The following is a 16,529-nucleotide window of genomic DNA, read 5'->3' as shown; positions in this document are numbered from 1 at the left end:
GCGACCAGGCGCCCTCGATAGGAGGACGCCCGGCATTGGGTTAGTCGGCTGGACGCAGCTTGCGCACTTCGTCGTCCGACGGCAGCAATTTGTCGCCCGGGGCGTAGCGATAGTCGACCATCACGCCCTTGCCGTCCTCGACGGCGAGCTTGCCGACATAGAGGCCCCAGGTCGCCTGATGATCGATCTTGCGGAAGCTGGTCTTGCCGTCCGGCGTATCGAAATTGAGCCCTTCGAACGCTGCGACGAGCGAATCGCTGTCGGTCTTTCCGCCGGATGCGGCGACACCCGCCTCGATGGCCTTGATCGTAGAATAGCCGATGATCGACCCGAACCGCAGATTCTCCTTACCGTACTTCTTCTGATACTCGGTCAGAAATTCCTGATGGGCTGGCGTCTTGATGCTGTACCAGGGATAACCGGTCACCATCCAGTTCTTGGGGATCTCATCGCGCAGCGGTTCGAGATATTCAGGCTGACCGGTGATGATGCTGAACACCGGCATCTGGTCACCGAGATATCCACGCGTATTGCCCTCGCGGATGAACTGGGCGAGATCGGAGCCGAACAATGCGTTGAACGTGGCCTCGGGCTTGGCGTCGGAGAGCGCCTGGATCACGCTTCCAGCATCGATCTTGTTGAACGGCGGCGCTTGTTCGGCGACGAACTCGACGTCCGGCTGCTTCTCCTTCATCAGCCTCTTGAAGGCCGATGCAGCCGACGTTCCGAATTCATAGTTCGGATAGATCAGTGCCCAGCGCTTCTTTTTCAGTTTCACCGCTTCATCCACCAGTGAAGAAACCAGCATATAGGTCGAGGAGTCGAGGCGGAATGTGTATTTGTTGCCGACGGCCCAGACAATGTTATCGCTCAGCGCCTCGGTGATCAGCATGAAGCGCTTCTTCTGCTTCGCATAGTCGGTCAATGCCGTACCGATATGCGCGTAGAAGGCGCCGGCAAGAATGTCGACCTTTTCGCGGGTGACCAGATCTTCTGCCTGGCGGATCGCTTCGCCCGGATTGGCATTGTCATCGCGGGTGATGAGCTCGAGCTTGCGCCCGGCCACACCGCCCTTGGCGTTGATCTGATCAATGGCGAGCATCATGCCCTTCTTGTAGCCGTCGGTGAAGACCGGCTGGGACTTGTAGCTGTTGATCTCGCCGATCTTGATGGGGTCGTCGGCCCTGGCCGGAACCGAGGCTCCAATGGCAATCGTCGCCAAGCCAGACAGTAGGACGTGTCTAAAACTCACTTGCTTGATCATGACTTACCTTCTCCGGTGGATGATATGATCGTGGAACGTGGGTGGGTGCTCGGAACAACGAGACAACAGCTCCTGACGATCGACCGTGCCGAACGAGCAAATGTCGACCCGAAGCATGCCATGTGAGTGGATGCTTCTCAGGAAGCCGCGCTTAGAGCCGGGGATTTGCCGAAGCGATCACGGCAGGTGCGGGCGTCGTATTGGTAGACCCACTCAGCCTTGATCCCGACTGCGTTGGGGTTCTTCGCCTGCTCGAGCTTGAATGCGAGGTCGCGCGCTTTCGATTCTTCGGGAGAGGACAAATGATATGTGCGGCCACGCTCACGTGCCTCGAGCTGAACACGCGTGGTGCGCGGACGGCGCTCGGCCTCATAGGCATCGAGCGCCGCGCCGAGATCGCCCGGGCCGAAATGGCTCAGTGCCTGCGTGAGAACATAGCCGTCTTCGACTGCCATGGCTGCGCCCTGCGACAGGAAAGGCAGCATCGGATGCGCGGCATCACCGAGCAGCGTGGCATTACCGCGCGACCAGCGTTGCATCGGATCGCGATCGAACAGCCCCCACTTGTAGATCTGATCGGGATTGGTGAGCTCGAACAGACGGATCAGGTTGTCGTTCCAGCCCGCGAACCCATCAAGCAGTTCCTGCCGGCTGCTCTTGATGGTCCAGGACTCCTCGACCCAATCGTGATTCTCATTGACGGCAACGATGTTCACCATCGCGCCACCCTTGACGTAATAGGTCACCACATGCCCCTTCGGTCCCATCCAGAAGGCAGACGTCGGCGTGACGAAAGGCAGTGGAAACTGTTCGACCGGAACAAGGGCACGCCAGCACATATGCCCGGTGTAGCTGGCCGGTTCCTGGCCCCAGAGCGCGGCGCGGACAGCCGAGCGAACGCCATCGGCGCCGACCACCAGATCGGCCGCATATTCGCTGCCATCGTCGAAGCAGGCGATCGTGCGCCCAGCCTGCTGACGCAGCCCAGTGCAAGATACACCGAACGTGATGCGCTCAGGCGCGATATCTTTCACCAGCATGGTGTGCAGGTCGGCGCGATGAACGTGATAAAATTCGGCCCCGAACACTCGAGGGCATACTTCTCGGAGCGGCGTACGAAACAGCTCTTCGCCGCTCTGCCAATTCCATCCCACCATGGCCTCCGGCAGGAAGCCCGCTGCGATCAAATCCGGTCCCAGGCCAAGCGCTTCAAGCACCTTGACGGCGTTGGGCGTCATCTGCACGCCGGCACCCACTTCGCTCAAGGCCGAGGCGCGTTCGAACATGTGATAGTCGATACCGAGCTGGTCCAGACTGCGGGCCAGTGCCGCGCCGCCGATACCGCCGCCAATGATGGCTACTTGGAAATTATGTTTCATGTTGTCTCCGATCACAGGACGTCACGTGAATTAAAGGTCCAGCTCGAGTGTGGTCAGCCCGCGCGAGCAGCAGGCCATCATCGTGCTGGAAGACGCTCTCGCCGCGGGCGCAATCACTTGGTCGCGATGATCGACGCGCCCCGAGAGAACGCGGACTTCGCAAGCACCGCAGACGCCTTCCTCGCATGAGTAGGAAAGATCGATTCCGGCGGCGAGGCAGGCGCTGAGCACAGTCTCCTGTGTCCCGACATCGAGCGTGCGCCCCGAGCGCGCCAGACGAACGGTGAAGCTGCCCGTGGGGCCGGTATCCACCGGCGCCACGGCAAAACGCTCGCGATGCACGAGGTCGATCGAACGCCGCTCGGTCAGTTCGTCGAAAGCATCGATCATGCGTGTCGGCCCGCAACAATAGAGCGGCGCCTCCATCGGCGTATCCGCAAGGACATCGGCGAGACGTGGCGCTGGTCCACTGGTGTGATGAATCCGCACGCTACCGTCGGCGATGGCGGCAAGCTCGGCATGAAACAGGGTCGCCTCGGGGCTGCGCGTCCAATAGTGCAGCTGTACCGGCTGACCATCGGCGACAAGCTTGCGATACATCGAGACGATTGGCGTGATGCCGATGCCGCCAGCGAACAGGTAACGTGTCGTCTCGTTGGTAGTGCCGAGCGGGAAATGATTGCGCGGGATCGAACTCTGATAGATCTCCCCTGCGACCGACTGCCGATGCCAGGCACGCGAGCCCCCTCTTCCGTCGAACGCCTCCTGCACCGCGATCTCGTAGCAGTCCGAAGCTGGCTGCGGCCAAAGCAGCGAGTATTGCCGCATCAGTCCGGGCGCCACCTCGAGATCTAGGTGAGCGCCGGGCTCGAAAGCCGGCAGCGTCGCGCCGTCGGACGAAGCGAGCCGGTAGAGATTGATCCCCGGCGCTCCGTATCGCACTTCGACCAGCCGCAACCTCAAACCGAGGTCAGATGACGCCATAGGTGATGCCCTTGGCGCGCAGCCAGCTCCGGTAGCGTTGCCCCATCAGATCCGTTCGGTGATGCAACTCGTAGCGCAGCTCCGTTGGAATGCGCTCCGGTCGCTGCGACTCGACGATCTCGCGATCCTGATTGAAGACCACGTCCGCCCGATCACGCACGACTTTCGGATCGGGATGCGGATTCACGTTCATCGCTGCGCAAACGCGCGCGATAGTCGTCTTCTCATCGACCGGTTGGCAGACGAAGAAGGTGGCGAAGATATCGGACTTGTCGGAAACGATATTGCCGAACTTGTCCGCTTGCTGGGTTCGCTTCGAGAAGTAGGCCACCAGCGGACGGAACGTGTGATAGGTGTAGAACGCCATCAGCGGAATGCCGCGCGCATCGCCCCACGGCTGAAACACCTTTATTTCCGACGAGCAGAGGCCGGTATCGAGCTCATACACGTCATAGGGCTCAAGCCGATCCGGATTGTCCATGACGCCGTTCAGGCCGGCATGGACGAACGGGAAGTGGCTGGCATCGATGAAGTTTTCGATCGAGCGAAAGCCATTGGCCGAATACATATAGGGGCCGCTATGGACCTTCAGAAAGCTCGGATCATCCCATTGCGGGAACACCGGTATGTCGGCCGTCGGCTCGCCGAGACACACCCACACGAAGCCGTAGCGCTCAACTGCCTGATAGGGGAAGGCGCGCGCCTTTTTCATCGGCGTCTCGTCGGGAGCAGCAGGCATGAGGGTGCAGCGACCGCCGCCGTCATACTCCCAGCCGTGATAGGGGCAAACAACACGATCGTTCTTGATCCAGCCTCTCGACAGCCGGGCGCCGCGATGAATGCAGAGGTCCTCCCAGACATGGATGTCGCCGTTGGCCGAGCGCCAGACGATCAAGTCGCGCTCGAGCAGGCGAACGGGATGGATTTTGTCGGAGGCGAAATCGGAGGAATAGCCGACGACATGCCAGTCGTTGAGCAAAACCGGATCCTGACAGCCATCCTGCGCGGTGATCGGCCGCTGGGCCGATAAGGTCGTGACGGACATTGATGCTCCTCAAGATTGGCCGCAGCTAGTTACATTAATTAGCCGGCCATATAATTGTTTGGTTGGCCGGCTATATAATTTCTGGTAGCAATCCTCGTGCCATCCCATGAAACGGCGGGAAACGGCATCGGCATCGACGCCTCAGGGGTCCACAATGCTATCTTTTCTATCTTCGCCACATCGGCTGCACCGATTTTGTGCGCCTTTGTGCTCGAATTGCTGCCACGGCATCGGATTCATGAGGAGGCCAGCATGAACCGCGTGTCCGGCCGGCGAGGCGTCTTGTCCGCTGAGCCACCGATCAAACGTCCTGGGCGGCCCGAAGGCGGCAAGGGAGCGATGCGCGAGGGCATAATGGATGCCGCCGAGGTCGTGTTTGCCAATCAGGGATATGCGGGCACCACGCTACGGGAGATTTCCGTGCTCGCCGGAGTTACACAGGCGCTGATCACTTACTACTTCGGCTCGAAGTTCGACCTCTTCAGCGAAACATTTCTTCGACGTGCGACGCCGATCGCAGATGCGCGGATCGAAAGCTTGGCGAGATTACAGACCGATGGAAAGGCAACGGACGTCGTCGCTATCGTCGAAGCCTTCCTTCGGCCGGTCCTGGACCTCCGTGCGACCGAGCAAGGGCCCGCCTTCTTGCGGCTCCACGCCAGGCTGCATACCGAGCCACCCAACCTCTCTTACGAGCTGCGCAAGACGGCTTATGACGAGTCCACGCACCTCTATATCGATGCGCTGCACAAGGCGTTGCCGCATCTTTCACGGCTCGACGTGCATTGGCGGATGACGCTCATGATCGGCACTTATCTTTACGCTCTATCCGATACGAACCGCATGGAGGACATGGTGCCCGAGTCGTACGATCCGAAAGACGGCTCCAGATTGATGGCCGAGACTGTCGCCTTCATCACCGGCGGCATGTGCCGCGAGCCGACGAAGGCTGTTGGTGTGCAAAAAAAGAAGGCTGCGAGAAGCTGAGTTCAGATTTAAACGAGAGGAAGAGTGATGGATCACGCCAGCTTCACTGAAATCTGCCTGCATCAGCTCAAGATGTCCGGCGTGCGCGAGGGCGAGCGTCTAGTCGTCCTGACTCAAGGCAGCGACCGACTGTCATACGCTGATGCGTTCATGGCCGCAGGCCAGCGTCTCGGCGCCAGGATGTATCACATGCGCCTTCCCGCACCGATGCCGACCGCGGGCTGGAACGTCGGCGTGACAGGCCTGGCCGCTGTGCCCGATGCAGTCGAAGCGCTGAAGAATTGCGACATGCTGATCGACTGCATCTTCCTGCTGTTCTCGCCCGAGCAATTTGCGATCCAGGCCGCCGGCACTCGTATCCTCACCGCAGTCGAGCCACCCGCGTTGCTTGCCCGAATGCTCCCCTATCCGGAATTGCGCGAGAAGGTCGAAATTGCGGCAGGTCTTCTCGACAAGGCGAAGATGATGCGCATCACGTCGCCGAGCGGTACCGACGTGACCTACAAGCTAAATACTTACGATACGATAGCGGAATACGCCTGCAACGACACGCCCGGCCGTTGGGATCATTGGCCCTCGGGCTTCGTCTTCACCGGCGGAGACGATGACGGGGTCGATGGTCAGATTGTAGTCGCGACCGGCGACATCCTGCTTCCGCAGAACATCATGGTTCGTGAACCGATCACTTACACCATCGAGAAGGGCTGGGTCACCGACATCCGCGGTGGCCTTGAGGCGGAGATAGTCAAAGCCTATATGGCTTCGTTCAACGACAAACGCGGTTTCGGCATGAGTCATGTCGGCTGGGGCATGAACCCGCAGGCCAGATGGCACAACTTCGTACCGGGCGAATTTACCGGCGGAATGGGAATGGAGCCGCGCAGCTTCTACGGGAACGTCATGTTCTCGACGGGCCCGAACAGCGAACTGGGAGGCCCCAACGACACCGCCTGCCACCTGGACATCCCGATGCGCAATTGCTCACTTCTGCTCGACGACAAGGCCGTCGTGATCGATGGCGATGTGGTCGTGAAGGAGATCCAAATGAGCCGTTAAGCGGCCGCGGGCCCCTGTGCGACGCAACCGGTTTGTCTGGCGTATTGCGTGCATCGATCGGCGCGCTTTCAAACCCGAGCCGACGTGCGTTGCCCGCTGTTTTCTACAGAGGCTTCGGTTGAATTCCCGACGGAGCTGGCGTCTCAACCGAGTTGGCCGTACACAAACTTCACATGCTGTCGAGTTCTTTCTCGACGACCCACGCCGTGATTGCTGCGCAAAGACAGCGCTTGCACAGTACGGCGCGCACGCAATTCCGAAGAACACTGGCGCCTTTCGCGGCCAGCAGTGGGTAAATACACGAGGGAAAGTGCTTCTCTATATGGGCACTGGGAGCAACACTAGGAAGTAGTGGCATATCCTTTGCTTGCACTCGTTGGATGCTTCAACCGCCAACCGAATGGAACGCGACATGCGCTCGCCAAACTGGTCATCGTGGAAGCTCAATGTTTCACGGGTGCTTGAATGGTCCTACGGCCATCTTATCGCAGCCGAGTATGACGCGAGCCATCCTCAATCCGAAGGCGGCGTGCGAAACACGTATCAAGCGATTTGGTCGCCTGAGAATGGATCCTCTGCCTCCCCTTCGCATCGCGGGAACGACTAGGGCCGCGGGCCACCAAGTCGAATTGACGGCGGCTCCCCCCGGACGCGTTCGCGTGACGATTCTCGCCTCAGACCTGCGAACCTGATCACCCAAGTGGTAGACTGCTCCTGTCACGTGGTCCCGCAGCGAACGGCCTCTCCCGATGCAATCGCGACTGCATCAACTTCGTGCGAAACACTCTCGGCCCGCCGGCGAGCACGTCCGTGATATTGAACGAATCACTGGTAGTCGCCACTAGTAACAGGGCAGCCGCCGTCAATTTGTCCGAAAATTTGTCGACGGGCTTGCATGAGCTCAGTTCTAATAAAAACGCAGCCGGTTTCGATACCGACTGCGCTTGCGCAAAGTGGATGGCGAGATGGCGGGTGGCTGCCCGGGGCTTCCCAAGGACGTGTACGCATAGATCGCCCTAGACTACTTCTGTCTTCAAGACCAATTTCTGTGCAGATCGTAGCTGCTGCACACGAGATTTGGATGCACGCATGCAGAGTTCGAAGCGTTGCCGATCTAACATGATCTGGACCAAGCCAAGATTGAGACCGATGCGCCTGGATGGCGGCTTTGCGCCAACAGCGGACATAGCCAGTAGTTAGCCCCCACGAGATCATCGGAGCATGTCTATGCGCCAAACCGCCCCCATAAGCCGGCTAGCTCAAGGTCTTGAAAGGCACCCTGATCGCATACCGGCCATCGGTCCTTAACAATTAGTGCGTCTTGCTAGCAGGCTTCTTCTCCCACCGCTTTGCTTCCTTGATTGCGGCATCTTGCGATAGAGGAATTTCGGAAGAACGGCGCTTATTGCTCCGCAAGAAGACGAACACGGAAGCCAATAGAAACGCGGCTTGCCCGGTGAACATGCAAAGAAGCGTCTTCCAAACAATCTGGCCTTCGACATTAGCTGAGAGCACAATTGCTGAGAGAAGCATCGAGCCAAGTAGCGCAAAAATTGCGATGCCGCTCCGTCCAAGCAGACCGAGCGCAAAGCCAGCCAGCCCGTTGATTATAATCAGCATCATGATGACGCTCATGTCAGCTCTCGCCGCCTAAGCAGAACATTAATGCGTCCCAAGCTAAATTTTGTGAAGCAACTATCGAACTAACGGAACTACACCCAGAGTCCAGAATATTCGATTCCGCGGCGCAAAATCTTGTTAGCATTCGCGGTAGGCGCCCACGTTTTGGACACATGGGCGAGCGTGCATCTGATGCGCGCGATTTCAAAGAATCAGAAGCGAGCTTCCGCAGCCACCCTGTAGTCGGATACTGTCTGCGGGACCGATCGGATAAGAGTGATAAACTTCAGGAAATCAACAGAGGGCGCGTTCGAGACGTAGATCATATCCCGATCACGCATGATGAAATCTGAGATGAGAAAGTAACCGGATGGATCTTCGAGGTCTGCCCGATACACTGTCGGGACAAGCGGGCCGGGATGCAGGCTGACGTCTACGCCCATGCGCTCAAGTGCTTGGCGCGACTCAAATCGATAGAGAAATACGGCTGCCGCCTGCGCGCGGTCATCTTGAAGACCGCCGGCCTTGGCGAGAGCGTCTCCGAGAGACATACGGTACGAGTCGAACGGGAAGCGACGATCCAGGGGCCCAAGAGTTGTTGTCTGACCAGTCGCGCCGAAAGCCAAGAAATAGCGCGGACGACGCGTAACCGTCACGACATCACCGGGACGAAGCTGAATATTGTTGTCGGGCCGTTCATTTACAGCAACGAGCAGCGCGCTGTCGATTTTCCCTTCTCTCTGGATCGAAATGAGACTTTCAAACGCCGGTGCCTTTGTGCCGCCCGCTCGGGCAAGCGCTGGCAGCAGCTGGATGCCACCAGGTTCGATCGGAATACGAGCAGGCGTATTCACCTCGCCAAGAACGCTGATGCTGTTGGAGATTCGATCCGCGACCGAAACAAGGACCTGAGGATCGATCGCACGGCCGCTTAGCTTACTCTTGATCTCAAGCTGCACATCCTGCGGCGACCGGCCCGCAGCCTTGATGGCGCCAGCATAAGGCACGGTGATGTTGCCGGCCAGGTCGACCTGCTGACGCGGCAGCTCCACAGCGTTGCCAGGCGCGGCATTGCCTTCGGTCGAAGTGAACAAACCGCCGCGCTGGGCCTCATAAATTGTGATGCTGACGACATCGCCGATTCCAAGCGCAACACTCGTCTTCGCGCGTCCCCGCATGTTGCTAAAGAGCCGCCCGCCATCTTCGGAATTCAAATGCGTAACCACCTCGGGGCGGAGGTTAACTACAACATAGCCGACGGTCGAATTGGGGTTACCAACGGTGTCGACCGACTCCTTGAAGACCCTAGCCGACGGAGGACCACTGGACGGAAGCACTCCGCCCGCACAGCCTCCCAACAGTAACGAGACAAATGCCAGCCCTGCCAACACAGGCCGAGGCCGCGCGCAATTCGAGAAAAGCGCAATCCGTAAACCGCCCTCGGAATTGGTTGGCGTAGACATCTTCATCAAAGGGGCAGCCTTATTGGCAAGAACGCAAACGCATTTCTGAACAACAGCCTGCAGATGCCGTACCAAGGCAGGTCAGACTCGTCCAACCCCTTTGAACTACCAGTGCTTTTTTATTGGGAATGGAGGATTTCAGGCAACATCGGTTAATCGATGATGACCAAAGACGATTAACGAATGCTTATGGCTGGAAAGCCAAAAATAACATACTGATATCATTGGGAGTCTTGAGAGCAGAGTTGAGAGGCTCCCATGAGCCAGAGAGCACCGCGGATTCATGCCAATCGAATAAGCACAGTTCACCCGACGAGCTCTCAAATAATACTTTCAGGATGCCGCTTTATTAAGCACAACGCCTAGCATTTTCTCATAGACCATTGGTGCCGTAGACAGGGCACCAATGACTTCGTCGTACGAGGTCTTTCTCCACTCCACAACGAAGACGAATTTTTCGATCAGAGGGCTGATGGCCCTGGCATCTACCGCTTTGGTTAGCGGCGGCAAATCGATGATAATGTAATCGAAGTTCTCCTTGGCCTTCTTCAGCAACAAATCCATCCCGACCGACGAGAGTTTCTCCGCCGTGTGGATCGGTCTTTCCTGCGTTATCGCTGGCAGGAATTTCAATCCCGTTTCACCATCTTGCCAGAAAAATTCATTGGTATCTTCAGGACGTCCGATCGCATCGAGTAATCCGGTTGCCGCCGTTGGAGCCAGCGCACGCGTCAGGCCGGCATCCCTCAGACCGCCGTCTATTAGCAACACATGATTGCCTGCATGCGCCACCAAATGAGCGAGATTAGCAGCAATTGTGGTTGCCCCCTCTTCAGGCATCGCTGAAACAACGCCGATGACCTTCGACTTCCCGATCAATCCGGCGTGATCAGCAGCGACCCTGATCGTGCGAAGCGTTTCAGCAAAGCGCGAGAATGGATCATTAATGACGTAGCGCGCAATTGACTCGCCTGGGTCGAGGTCGCGGGCCGGAGCATCGGTCTTAGGCTCTCCCAAACCTAGTATCTTCGGTCCCGACCTGCGCAATTTCCTCCCCGCTACGAACGGCAAAGCTCCGAAACAAGAAACGCGTAGCGTCGACTCGACACTCTCAGTCGAGCGGAACGTCCGATCGAGTGCCTCGCGCCCAAACGCAGCGGCTGCGCCGGCCATCAAGCCAAGCGCGCTTGCGATACCAAGAATGATGCCGCCCTTTGGATTGCTCTTCTTTTCTGGCGGCGTCGCAATCGTGATAACGCGCGCTTCCGTGGAAGGAACCGAAGTTTGCTGATTCGACTGCACATACTTTTGAAGAAACGAGTCAAAAATCGCGCGATAGCTCAGCGCAGTGCTTTCAAGTTGGCGTAGGGTCACCTGCGCCTTGCGCGTCAGCGCTTCGCCTTTGATCAAGGTATTTACGTTTGCAGTGATCGCTTGCTGACGTAGCAGGGCAATTTGGTAGTCGCTTTTGTTCGCCTCGGCAACGCGGTTTACTTCGTCGGCCATCGACCGCTCGAGACCAGTCATCACGTTTCGCAGGTTGACGGCGGCTCCGTGTTCGCGCCCGTACTTTCTCGACAGTTGTGCTTCTTGCTGCTGCATATCGAGATATTGTTGGCGCATTCGATTGATAACTTCACTTTTCAACGTATCTGCGACCGCGGCGTTAGTGACACCTTCGGTCATGACCACGTTCACACGATCCAGTCGTGCTTTGGCCTCCGCAACCTGCCCCTGGACGAGCACCAGTTGCGTGTTCAGTTCGCCTAATTGCTGTTCACTAATGAGGCCCTGCTTGGTGTCGACGATATTGTTCTGCGATTTGAAATCCTGCACGGCGCTTTCAGCAACGAACGACTCTTGCCGAAGTTCAGCAATTCGTTCACGCAGCCAGTCGGCCGCTCTTTTCGCTTCGCTATACTTTGCTTCTAATTGACCCGCGATATACGCATCCGAAAACGCATTAGCGATGACGGCAGCCTTCTTTGGATCGCGGGCGCGAAAGCTGATCTCGATGACGTAGGTCAATCCAACCCGAGTGACTGTCAGATTCTCGAGTAGATTATCGACCGCAGCACGCGAAACCCGGCTTTCGCTCGGATCGGACGATTCCGTGAAAAGACCAACAACAAACCGGATAACAGTCGCCACTGGAGACCCGCCTGGCGAAGTAAAGTCAGGATCGTTGGCAAGATCCAATTTCTTGGCGACAGCAATCGCAACGCCTTCCGATCGCACCACCTCGACCTGGCTCTCGACGGTCATGGCATCCAAAACCCCGTCGGGCGCGCTGGCTTGCTGCGACGACAGGAACTTTGACCTCGTCGCGTCCAGCATCATGCGCGCCTTAGACGTGTATAGCTTGGGAGACGTCATATAGACGATCGCACCAATGCCCCAGGCGAGGGCGAGGCAGCCTATGACCAACCAACGGTTTCGGCGGAAAATTGCCAGGAAGCCGGACAGGCTCAGACTTCGATCGCCAAAAGGCGGCGCCTGATTGATCTCTTGGTCAACACGAAACGAATTTCGATGCAATTCGAGCACGGCATGCTCCCTTACTCTGACACTACTTCACAATACTGCGCGTCGTAGAAAGCATAGAAAGGCAGTTGGACTCGAAATCTTCTGAGCCGACCCAAATGGTAAGCAAGGACGGTGCCAGATATCGGCCACGACCTCACTCAGATATCTCCACTCTCGTTCCTTCTTAGATATCCATGGATTTAAACATACGTTCCGGGATCGCCCGGATAATGAACATGATCCCTCGCCAGATACCCAGCACGTAGAGTACGTCCTTCTTCTTGCGGTGGGCACTGATAATGGAACTGGCAACCTGCTGCGGACTCGCCGTCAGAAGCGGCGGAAGCGCCATTCCCTCAGTCATTCGGGTGGCGACAAATCCAGGCTTGACCGTGAGCACGTGAAGTCCGCTCGATCCGAAGCGATTACGCAGACCGGATAAAAACGCAGTAAAACCCGCCTTCGCGGAACCATATGTATAATTCTTCTTGCGGCCCCGGTCTCCCGCGACCGAGCTAATTCCAATGATGCACGCGCCTGGCCGGTCCGCCATGAGATTGGCGAAGGCCCCGAGCAATAGGGACGGAGCAACATAATTTACTTGCATGATGTGGTTAGCAGCAGCGGCACTGCTCCATGCGTCCGCTTCGTCGCCGAGAACGCCGGCAACGGAAATGACGGTACCGGGAACCTCCGTTAATTTTCCAAGCAGTGCTTCACGCTGCCCCTCGTCAAGAATATCAAGCTCCATGAGCTGCGCGTCTGCCTTATATCGATAGAACAGATCCTTCACGTCGGGCTCTAGCCTGCTGACATCTCGCGCGGCGAGAATGAGCGAAGCGCCCGCCTTGGCATACTCCGCCGCAATCGCGCGTCCGATGTCGGACGCGGCACCCACGATCAAAACAGGCGAAGCGATCATCATTAAATGCCCAGTCGGTCAGAGAGTAAGGAACGCATTTTGCGATCCGGATCAAACCGCTGTCGTACGGCGGTAAATTCGGAGATCCGCGGATATCCGCGCTCCAGCATGCGGGCTCCCATCCTGGCATCCTTCGCCAGATAGATCCGCCCCCCGTGATCATCGACGATACGATCAAGTTCGAGGAGCATGCTGAAAGTTCTTGCTCTAATGGGATAGTCGAGAGTCAGCGTGTAGCCCTCCCGTGGAAACGAGAGTGGACTATTCCGCTGTCTGCCACAGAGCTTCAATACGGAGAGAAATGACCCCAGTCCGTAGTCAGAGGCAGTCCGAAGGATCGCGCTTATCCCTTCGAAACTGCTCTCGCGCGGAAATGCCACCTGATACTGAATGAAGCCCGCGCGCCCGTAGATCCGGTTCCATTCCGCGATACTATCGAGAGGGTAGAAGTAAGGCTGGAAATTGATCAACGAGCGCCCGAATTTGCGCGATCCGACATAGAGTGCATTGAAGGCCGATACACTAAATCTGTTCAGAGTCATTCCGGGAAGGTCAAATGGCACTTTTCGCCCGTTCGGAAGCTTGGCGGAAAATGGCACAGATGCCCGATCCTTCGGCAATTCCGCTGCCGACAGATGCTCTCCCGTGAACACAACCGAGCGGCCAAACCTGTCTCCTTTTGCCAAGCTATCGATCCATGCGACCGAATACGTTGCAGAAAGCGAGTACTCCAGCACGTCAAAAGCTTCTATCAGGTTGTTTGCACGGATCGTTTCCTGAACGATCAAGTCCGTCTCGATGCGCAGCATGCGGAAGGTCGCGCGCAGGATGACGCCGGTCAGTCCCATGCCGCCGATCGTGGCATTGAACAGGTCGACATTCTCATCATCCGCACAGCGCAACGTTCGTCCATCGCTAACCGCGAGTTCAAGGGACTCAACATATTCGCCAAAACTTCCCGCGCCATGATGATTCTTTCCATGGACGTCCGAGGCGATCATGCCTCCCACAGTCACGTATTGCGTGCCCGGCGTAACGGGCGGAAACCACCCCTGCGGTACGAAGACGTTCAGGATGTCCGCGAGAAGCACTCCCGCCTCGCATGTCAGACGACCCGTCTGGTCGTCGAAAAAAAGAATGCGGTCGCTGCCCTCCATCAGCAGCGTCATCTGCGAATTCAGTGCCGCGTCGCCATAGGCGCGGCCGGCTCCACGAGCGATCAGACTTGTTGTTGAAGCCATTAATTTTATGACATCAGCTTCGCCGCGCGCCTTCCGGGCTGTGCATGGCAGCACAGGATATCGCCCCCATCCCGAAAGCATCATACCGCCGCCTCAAAGACAAATCGCCGATCGAGGTGGTACTTGATGACATAACCGATCGTAAGTCCGATCATGCCGCCGACCATCAATCCCGTTGTCGTCGGCACGATGAAGAACGCCACGGATTCGGATATCCAGAAGATGGCCGTCGTCACTAGTCCCATCGCCGTATACATCGAGAACTTGCGCGCATGGGAGTTAAGGTCGCGGCTACGGTCCTCGAAGATATAGCGCTTGTCCAGCACGTACTTAATCAGAAGGCCCGCCAGTGTACCGCCGGCGAGTACGATAAGCAGTCGAAACTGGTCCGCGACTCCCTGCTTTACCAACAGCCAGTTTAATGCGTTCTGCGTCCCGAGGTTGGTCGCCATTGCTATGACGCAAAAGACGACATAAGTCGCGATCAGGCTGTGAGTCGATGGCTTCATAGGCTGATATACACGATACCGAGACATACCGCTCCTACGCCCAGGCTGACTCGATCCCGCGCAGCAAAAACGATGGGATCATCATCCATCTGCCCGCGATGAGCCTTGAGCAACATCCGGCTCGTCCAGAACAGCAACGCCACGCAGATCAGCAGCAGTCGATGCGGCTTGTTATAGAGGTTTACGACAGCCTCGCTGTTCAGGTAGAGCGCCATCACCAACGCCGACAAATAGCCGCTGGCAGCGGCCATGGACTCGATGACCGGCAAATCGTCGAGCCGATACCCCCGTCCGCCCGGATCACCACGTCCGCTCTTAACGCGATCGACTAGTTCGCCGGAACGCTTCACGAGGGCGAGGCTGAGGAACAGGAAGATGGAAAATGCTTCCAGCCACTGCGAGATCAGCACGCCGGTCGCCACTGATCCGCCGACCACCCTCGCGGCATACAGGCACGCAAGCGCGATGACGTCCACCAACACTTTGCGCTTGAGCCAAAAGGAATAAAGCGTTGTCAAAACCAGGTAGCCGGCCAAGACGACCGCAAAGACCTTCGGCAGGAACAATGTGAGGGAGAACGCCGCAAGCAACAGGCTCGGCGCCATCACCGCCCCATGGATGATGGGAACGCGCCCTGATGCGAACGGACGATTGCGCTTGCGCGGGTGCTGTCGGTCGGCTCGTAGATCGAGTAGATCATTGAGAATATAGACTGCGGACGCGCACAGGCAAAAACTGATGAAGGCGAGGATCGACCCGAACCAGGTCGTCATCAGGACGTGCCCGGCGATAGCGGGAACAAACACGAGCGCGTTCTTCAGCCATTGATGCGGGCGCAGCGCCGCGATGTAATCGCGAAGGCCCGGCTGGGACCCGACAATCTCCACCACGCCGGGCTGGCCGCCTGAAATCCCGGAGTGCCACGCGCCCCGACCACCCGCGACGATCGCAACGTTGCAGGTGCTCCAGACCTTGAGGTCCGCTCGGCTGTCGCCAACATAGTCGAACTGAGCCCTGCCAAATCGCTCGCACAAGGCATCCGCTTTGGCAGCACCAGACAGGTTGATCGTGCCGTCCGATCCAAGCACACCGTCGAACAGGCCGAGGTGATCGGACAATGCGGATACAAGCTGCGCATCTGCCGCTGACGCGAGATAGATCTTCCGCCCTCGAGCCTTCTCACCGTGAAGGAACGTGATGACCTCTTCCCGCACGGGCATCAGCGAGATATCGATCTCGGCTTCGCTCGCTAGCCGCGCCTTGAAGGCAGCCTTGCCTTTCCGCAACTCCGCCAGTGCCAGCAGCGCTCTCCATGGCTTGCGTGAGAGCAAAGCAAGAAATGTCTCGACGAGCAAATCTGTCTTCAGGAGCGTTCCGTCGACATCGACAATAAGTGGAACCGACATACCGGATAACGACGCTTCTGCTAAGCCCATACGCCTTACTCCAGCTCGCCTCACAGTATTTCAGGTCACATCAACTCGTCTGCATCTCGTCTCGCGTTGCGCCAGCCCATCGAAGACCCGCCTGTCA

At 57.7% G+C, this 16,529-nt stretch carries 13 protein-coding genes; 2 read left to right on the top strand and 11 right to left on the bottom strand.

Annotated features, from left to right (window positions below):
• Positions 1–40: 40 nt before the first annotated feature.
• The 4 genes from AB8A50_RS29500 to AB8A50_RS29485 all read right to left on the bottom strand — a co-directional run bounded on the left by AB8A50_RS29500 (position 41) and on the right by AB8A50_RS29485 (position 4,672).
• Positions 41–1,264: an ABC transporter substrate-binding protein gene (locus tag AB8A50_RS29500; RefSeq protein WP_439079835.1), complete on the bottom strand. Its 1,224-nt coding sequence runs from the start codon at positions 1,262–1,264 to the stop codon at positions 41–43.
• A gap of 137 nt (positions 1,265–1,401) precedes the next feature.
• Positions 1,402–2,643 carry an FAD-dependent monooxygenase gene (locus tag AB8A50_RS29495; protein WP_439079834.1) on the bottom strand — a complete coding sequence of 414 codons (1,242 nt, stop codon included), beginning with the start codon at positions 2,641–2,643 and terminating at the stop codon, positions 1,402–1,404.
• 30 nt (positions 2,644–2,673) lie between these two features.
• Positions 2,674–3,627 (bottom strand): PDR/VanB family oxidoreductase, encoded by a 954-nt coding sequence (locus AB8A50_RS29490; RefSeq protein ID WP_439062594.1) that lies wholly within the window; start codon positions 3,625–3,627, stop codon positions 2,674–2,676.
• Positions 3,614–4,672 (bottom strand): Rieske 2Fe-2S domain-containing protein, encoded by a 1,059-nt coding sequence (locus AB8A50_RS29485; RefSeq protein ID WP_439079833.1) that lies wholly within the window; start codon positions 4,670–4,672, stop codon positions 3,614–3,616. The genes AB8A50_RS29490 and AB8A50_RS29485 overlap by 14 nt, the downstream gene beginning before the upstream one ends.
• A gap of 252 nt (positions 4,673–4,924) precedes the next feature.
• Between AB8A50_RS29485 and AB8A50_RS29480 the strand changes: the two genes are divergently transcribed.
• On the top strand, positions 4,925–5,659 hold the full coding sequence (locus AB8A50_RS29480; protein ID WP_439079832.1) for a TetR/AcrR family transcriptional regulator: 735 nt from the start codon (positions 4,925–4,927) through the stop codon (positions 5,657–5,659).
• A gap of 27 nt (positions 5,660–5,686) precedes the next feature.
• A complete protein-coding gene (locus AB8A50_RS29475) occupies positions 5,687–6,715 on the top strand; it encodes a leucyl aminopeptidase (RefSeq protein WP_439079831.1) in 1,029 nt (342 codons plus the stop codon).
• A gap of 1,311 nt (positions 6,716–8,026) precedes the next feature.
• Here AB8A50_RS29475 and AB8A50_RS29470 read toward each other — a convergent pair.
• The 7 genes from AB8A50_RS29470 to AB8A50_RS29440 all read right to left on the bottom strand — a co-directional run bounded on the left by AB8A50_RS29470 (position 8,027) and on the right by AB8A50_RS29440 (position 16,432).
• Positions 8,027–8,350, bottom strand: a complete 324-nt coding sequence (locus AB8A50_RS29470) for a hypothetical protein (RefSeq protein WP_439079830.1) — start codon at positions 8,348–8,350, stop codon at positions 8,027–8,029.
• Between the two features lie 197 nt (positions 8,351–8,547).
• A complete protein-coding gene (locus tag AB8A50_RS29465; RefSeq protein ID WP_158550426.1) occupies positions 8,548–9,549 on the bottom strand; it encodes a polysaccharide biosynthesis/export family protein in 1,002 nt (333 codons plus the stop codon).
• Positions 9,550–10,131: 582 nt separating this feature from the next.
• Positions 10,132–12,345, bottom strand: coding sequence for an AAA family ATPase (locus AB8A50_RS29460; RefSeq protein ID WP_439079829.1), 2,214 nt, complete (start codon positions 12,343–12,345; stop codon positions 10,132–10,134).
• Positions 12,346–12,508: 163 nt separating this feature from the next.
• The gene (locus AB8A50_RS29455; RefSeq protein WP_439079828.1) at positions 12,509–13,249 is read right to left on the bottom strand and encodes an SDR family oxidoreductase; all 741 of its coding nucleotides are present in this window, start codon (positions 13,247–13,249) and stop codon (positions 12,509–12,511) included.
• Positions 13,249–14,571 carry an FAD-binding protein gene (locus AB8A50_RS29450; protein WP_439079827.1) on the bottom strand — a complete coding sequence of 441 codons (1,323 nt, stop codon included), beginning with the start codon at positions 14,569–14,571 and terminating at the stop codon, positions 13,249–13,251. The genes AB8A50_RS29455 and AB8A50_RS29450 overlap by 1 nt, the downstream gene beginning before the upstream one ends.
• Positions 14,568–14,996, bottom strand: coding sequence for a GtrA family protein (locus AB8A50_RS29445; RefSeq protein ID WP_439079826.1), 429 nt, complete (start codon positions 14,994–14,996; stop codon positions 14,568–14,570). Before AB8A50_RS29445 ends, AB8A50_RS29450 begins: the two co-directional genes overlap by 4 nt.
• Positions 14,993–16,432 carry a UbiA family prenyltransferase gene (locus AB8A50_RS29440; protein WP_439079825.1) on the bottom strand — a complete coding sequence of 480 codons (1,440 nt, stop codon included), beginning with the start codon at positions 16,430–16,432 and terminating at the stop codon, positions 14,993–14,995. Before AB8A50_RS29440 ends, AB8A50_RS29445 begins: the two co-directional genes overlap by 4 nt.
• Positions 16,433–16,529 lie beyond the last annotated feature (97 nt).

It is taken from the genome of Tardiphaga sp. 841_E9_N1_2 (assembly GCF_051811065.1).
GTDB lineage: Bacteria > Pseudomonadota > Alphaproteobacteria > Rhizobiales > Xanthobacteraceae > Tardiphaga > Tardiphaga robiniae.
Note: the sequence above shows the minus strand (reverse complement) of the source record. Positions and strands in the feature narration are given on the sequence as shown.

Excerpts from the sequence above, each read along its gene's own strand:
- AB8A50_RS29500 (WP_439079835.1), bottom strand. The coding sequence starts at position 1,264 with ATGATCAAGCAAGTGAGTTTTAGACACGTCCTACTGTCTGGCTTGGCG.
- AB8A50_RS29495 (WP_439079834.1), bottom strand. The coding sequence starts at position 2,643 with ATGAAACATAATTTCCAAGTAGCCATCATTGGCGGCGGTATCGGCGGC.
- AB8A50_RS29490 (WP_439062594.1), bottom strand. The coding sequence starts at position 3,627 with ATGGCGTCATCTGACCTCGGTTTGAGGTTGCGGCTGGTCGAAGTGCGA.
- AB8A50_RS29485 (WP_439079833.1), bottom strand. The coding sequence starts at position 4,672 with ATGTCCGTCACGACCTTATCGGCCCAGCGGCCGATCACCGCGCAGGAT.
- AB8A50_RS29480 (WP_439079832.1), top strand. The coding sequence starts at position 4,925 with ATGAACCGCGTGTCCGGCCGGCGAGGCGTCTTGTCCGCTGAGCCACCG.
- AB8A50_RS29475 (WP_439079831.1), top strand. The coding sequence starts at position 5,687 with ATGGATCACGCCAGCTTCACTGAAATCTGCCTGCATCAGCTCAAGATG.
- AB8A50_RS29470 (WP_439079830.1), bottom strand. The coding sequence starts at position 8,350 with ATGAGCGTCATCATGATGCTGATTATAATCAACGGGCTGGCTGGCTTT.
- AB8A50_RS29455 (WP_439079828.1), bottom strand. The coding sequence starts at position 13,249 with ATGATGATCGCTTCGCCTGTTTTGATCGTGGGTGCCGCGTCCGACATC.
- AB8A50_RS29450 (WP_439079827.1), bottom strand. The coding sequence starts at position 14,571 with ATGATGCTTTCGGGATGGGGGCGATATCCTGTGCTGCCATGCACAGCC.
- AB8A50_RS29445 (WP_439079826.1), bottom strand. The coding sequence starts at position 14,996 with ATGAAGCCATCGACTCACAGCCTGATCGCGACTTATGTCGTCTTTTGC.
- AB8A50_RS29440 (WP_439079825.1), bottom strand. The coding sequence starts at position 16,432 with ATGGGCTTAGCAGAAGCGTCGTTATCCGGTATGTCGGTTCCACTTATT.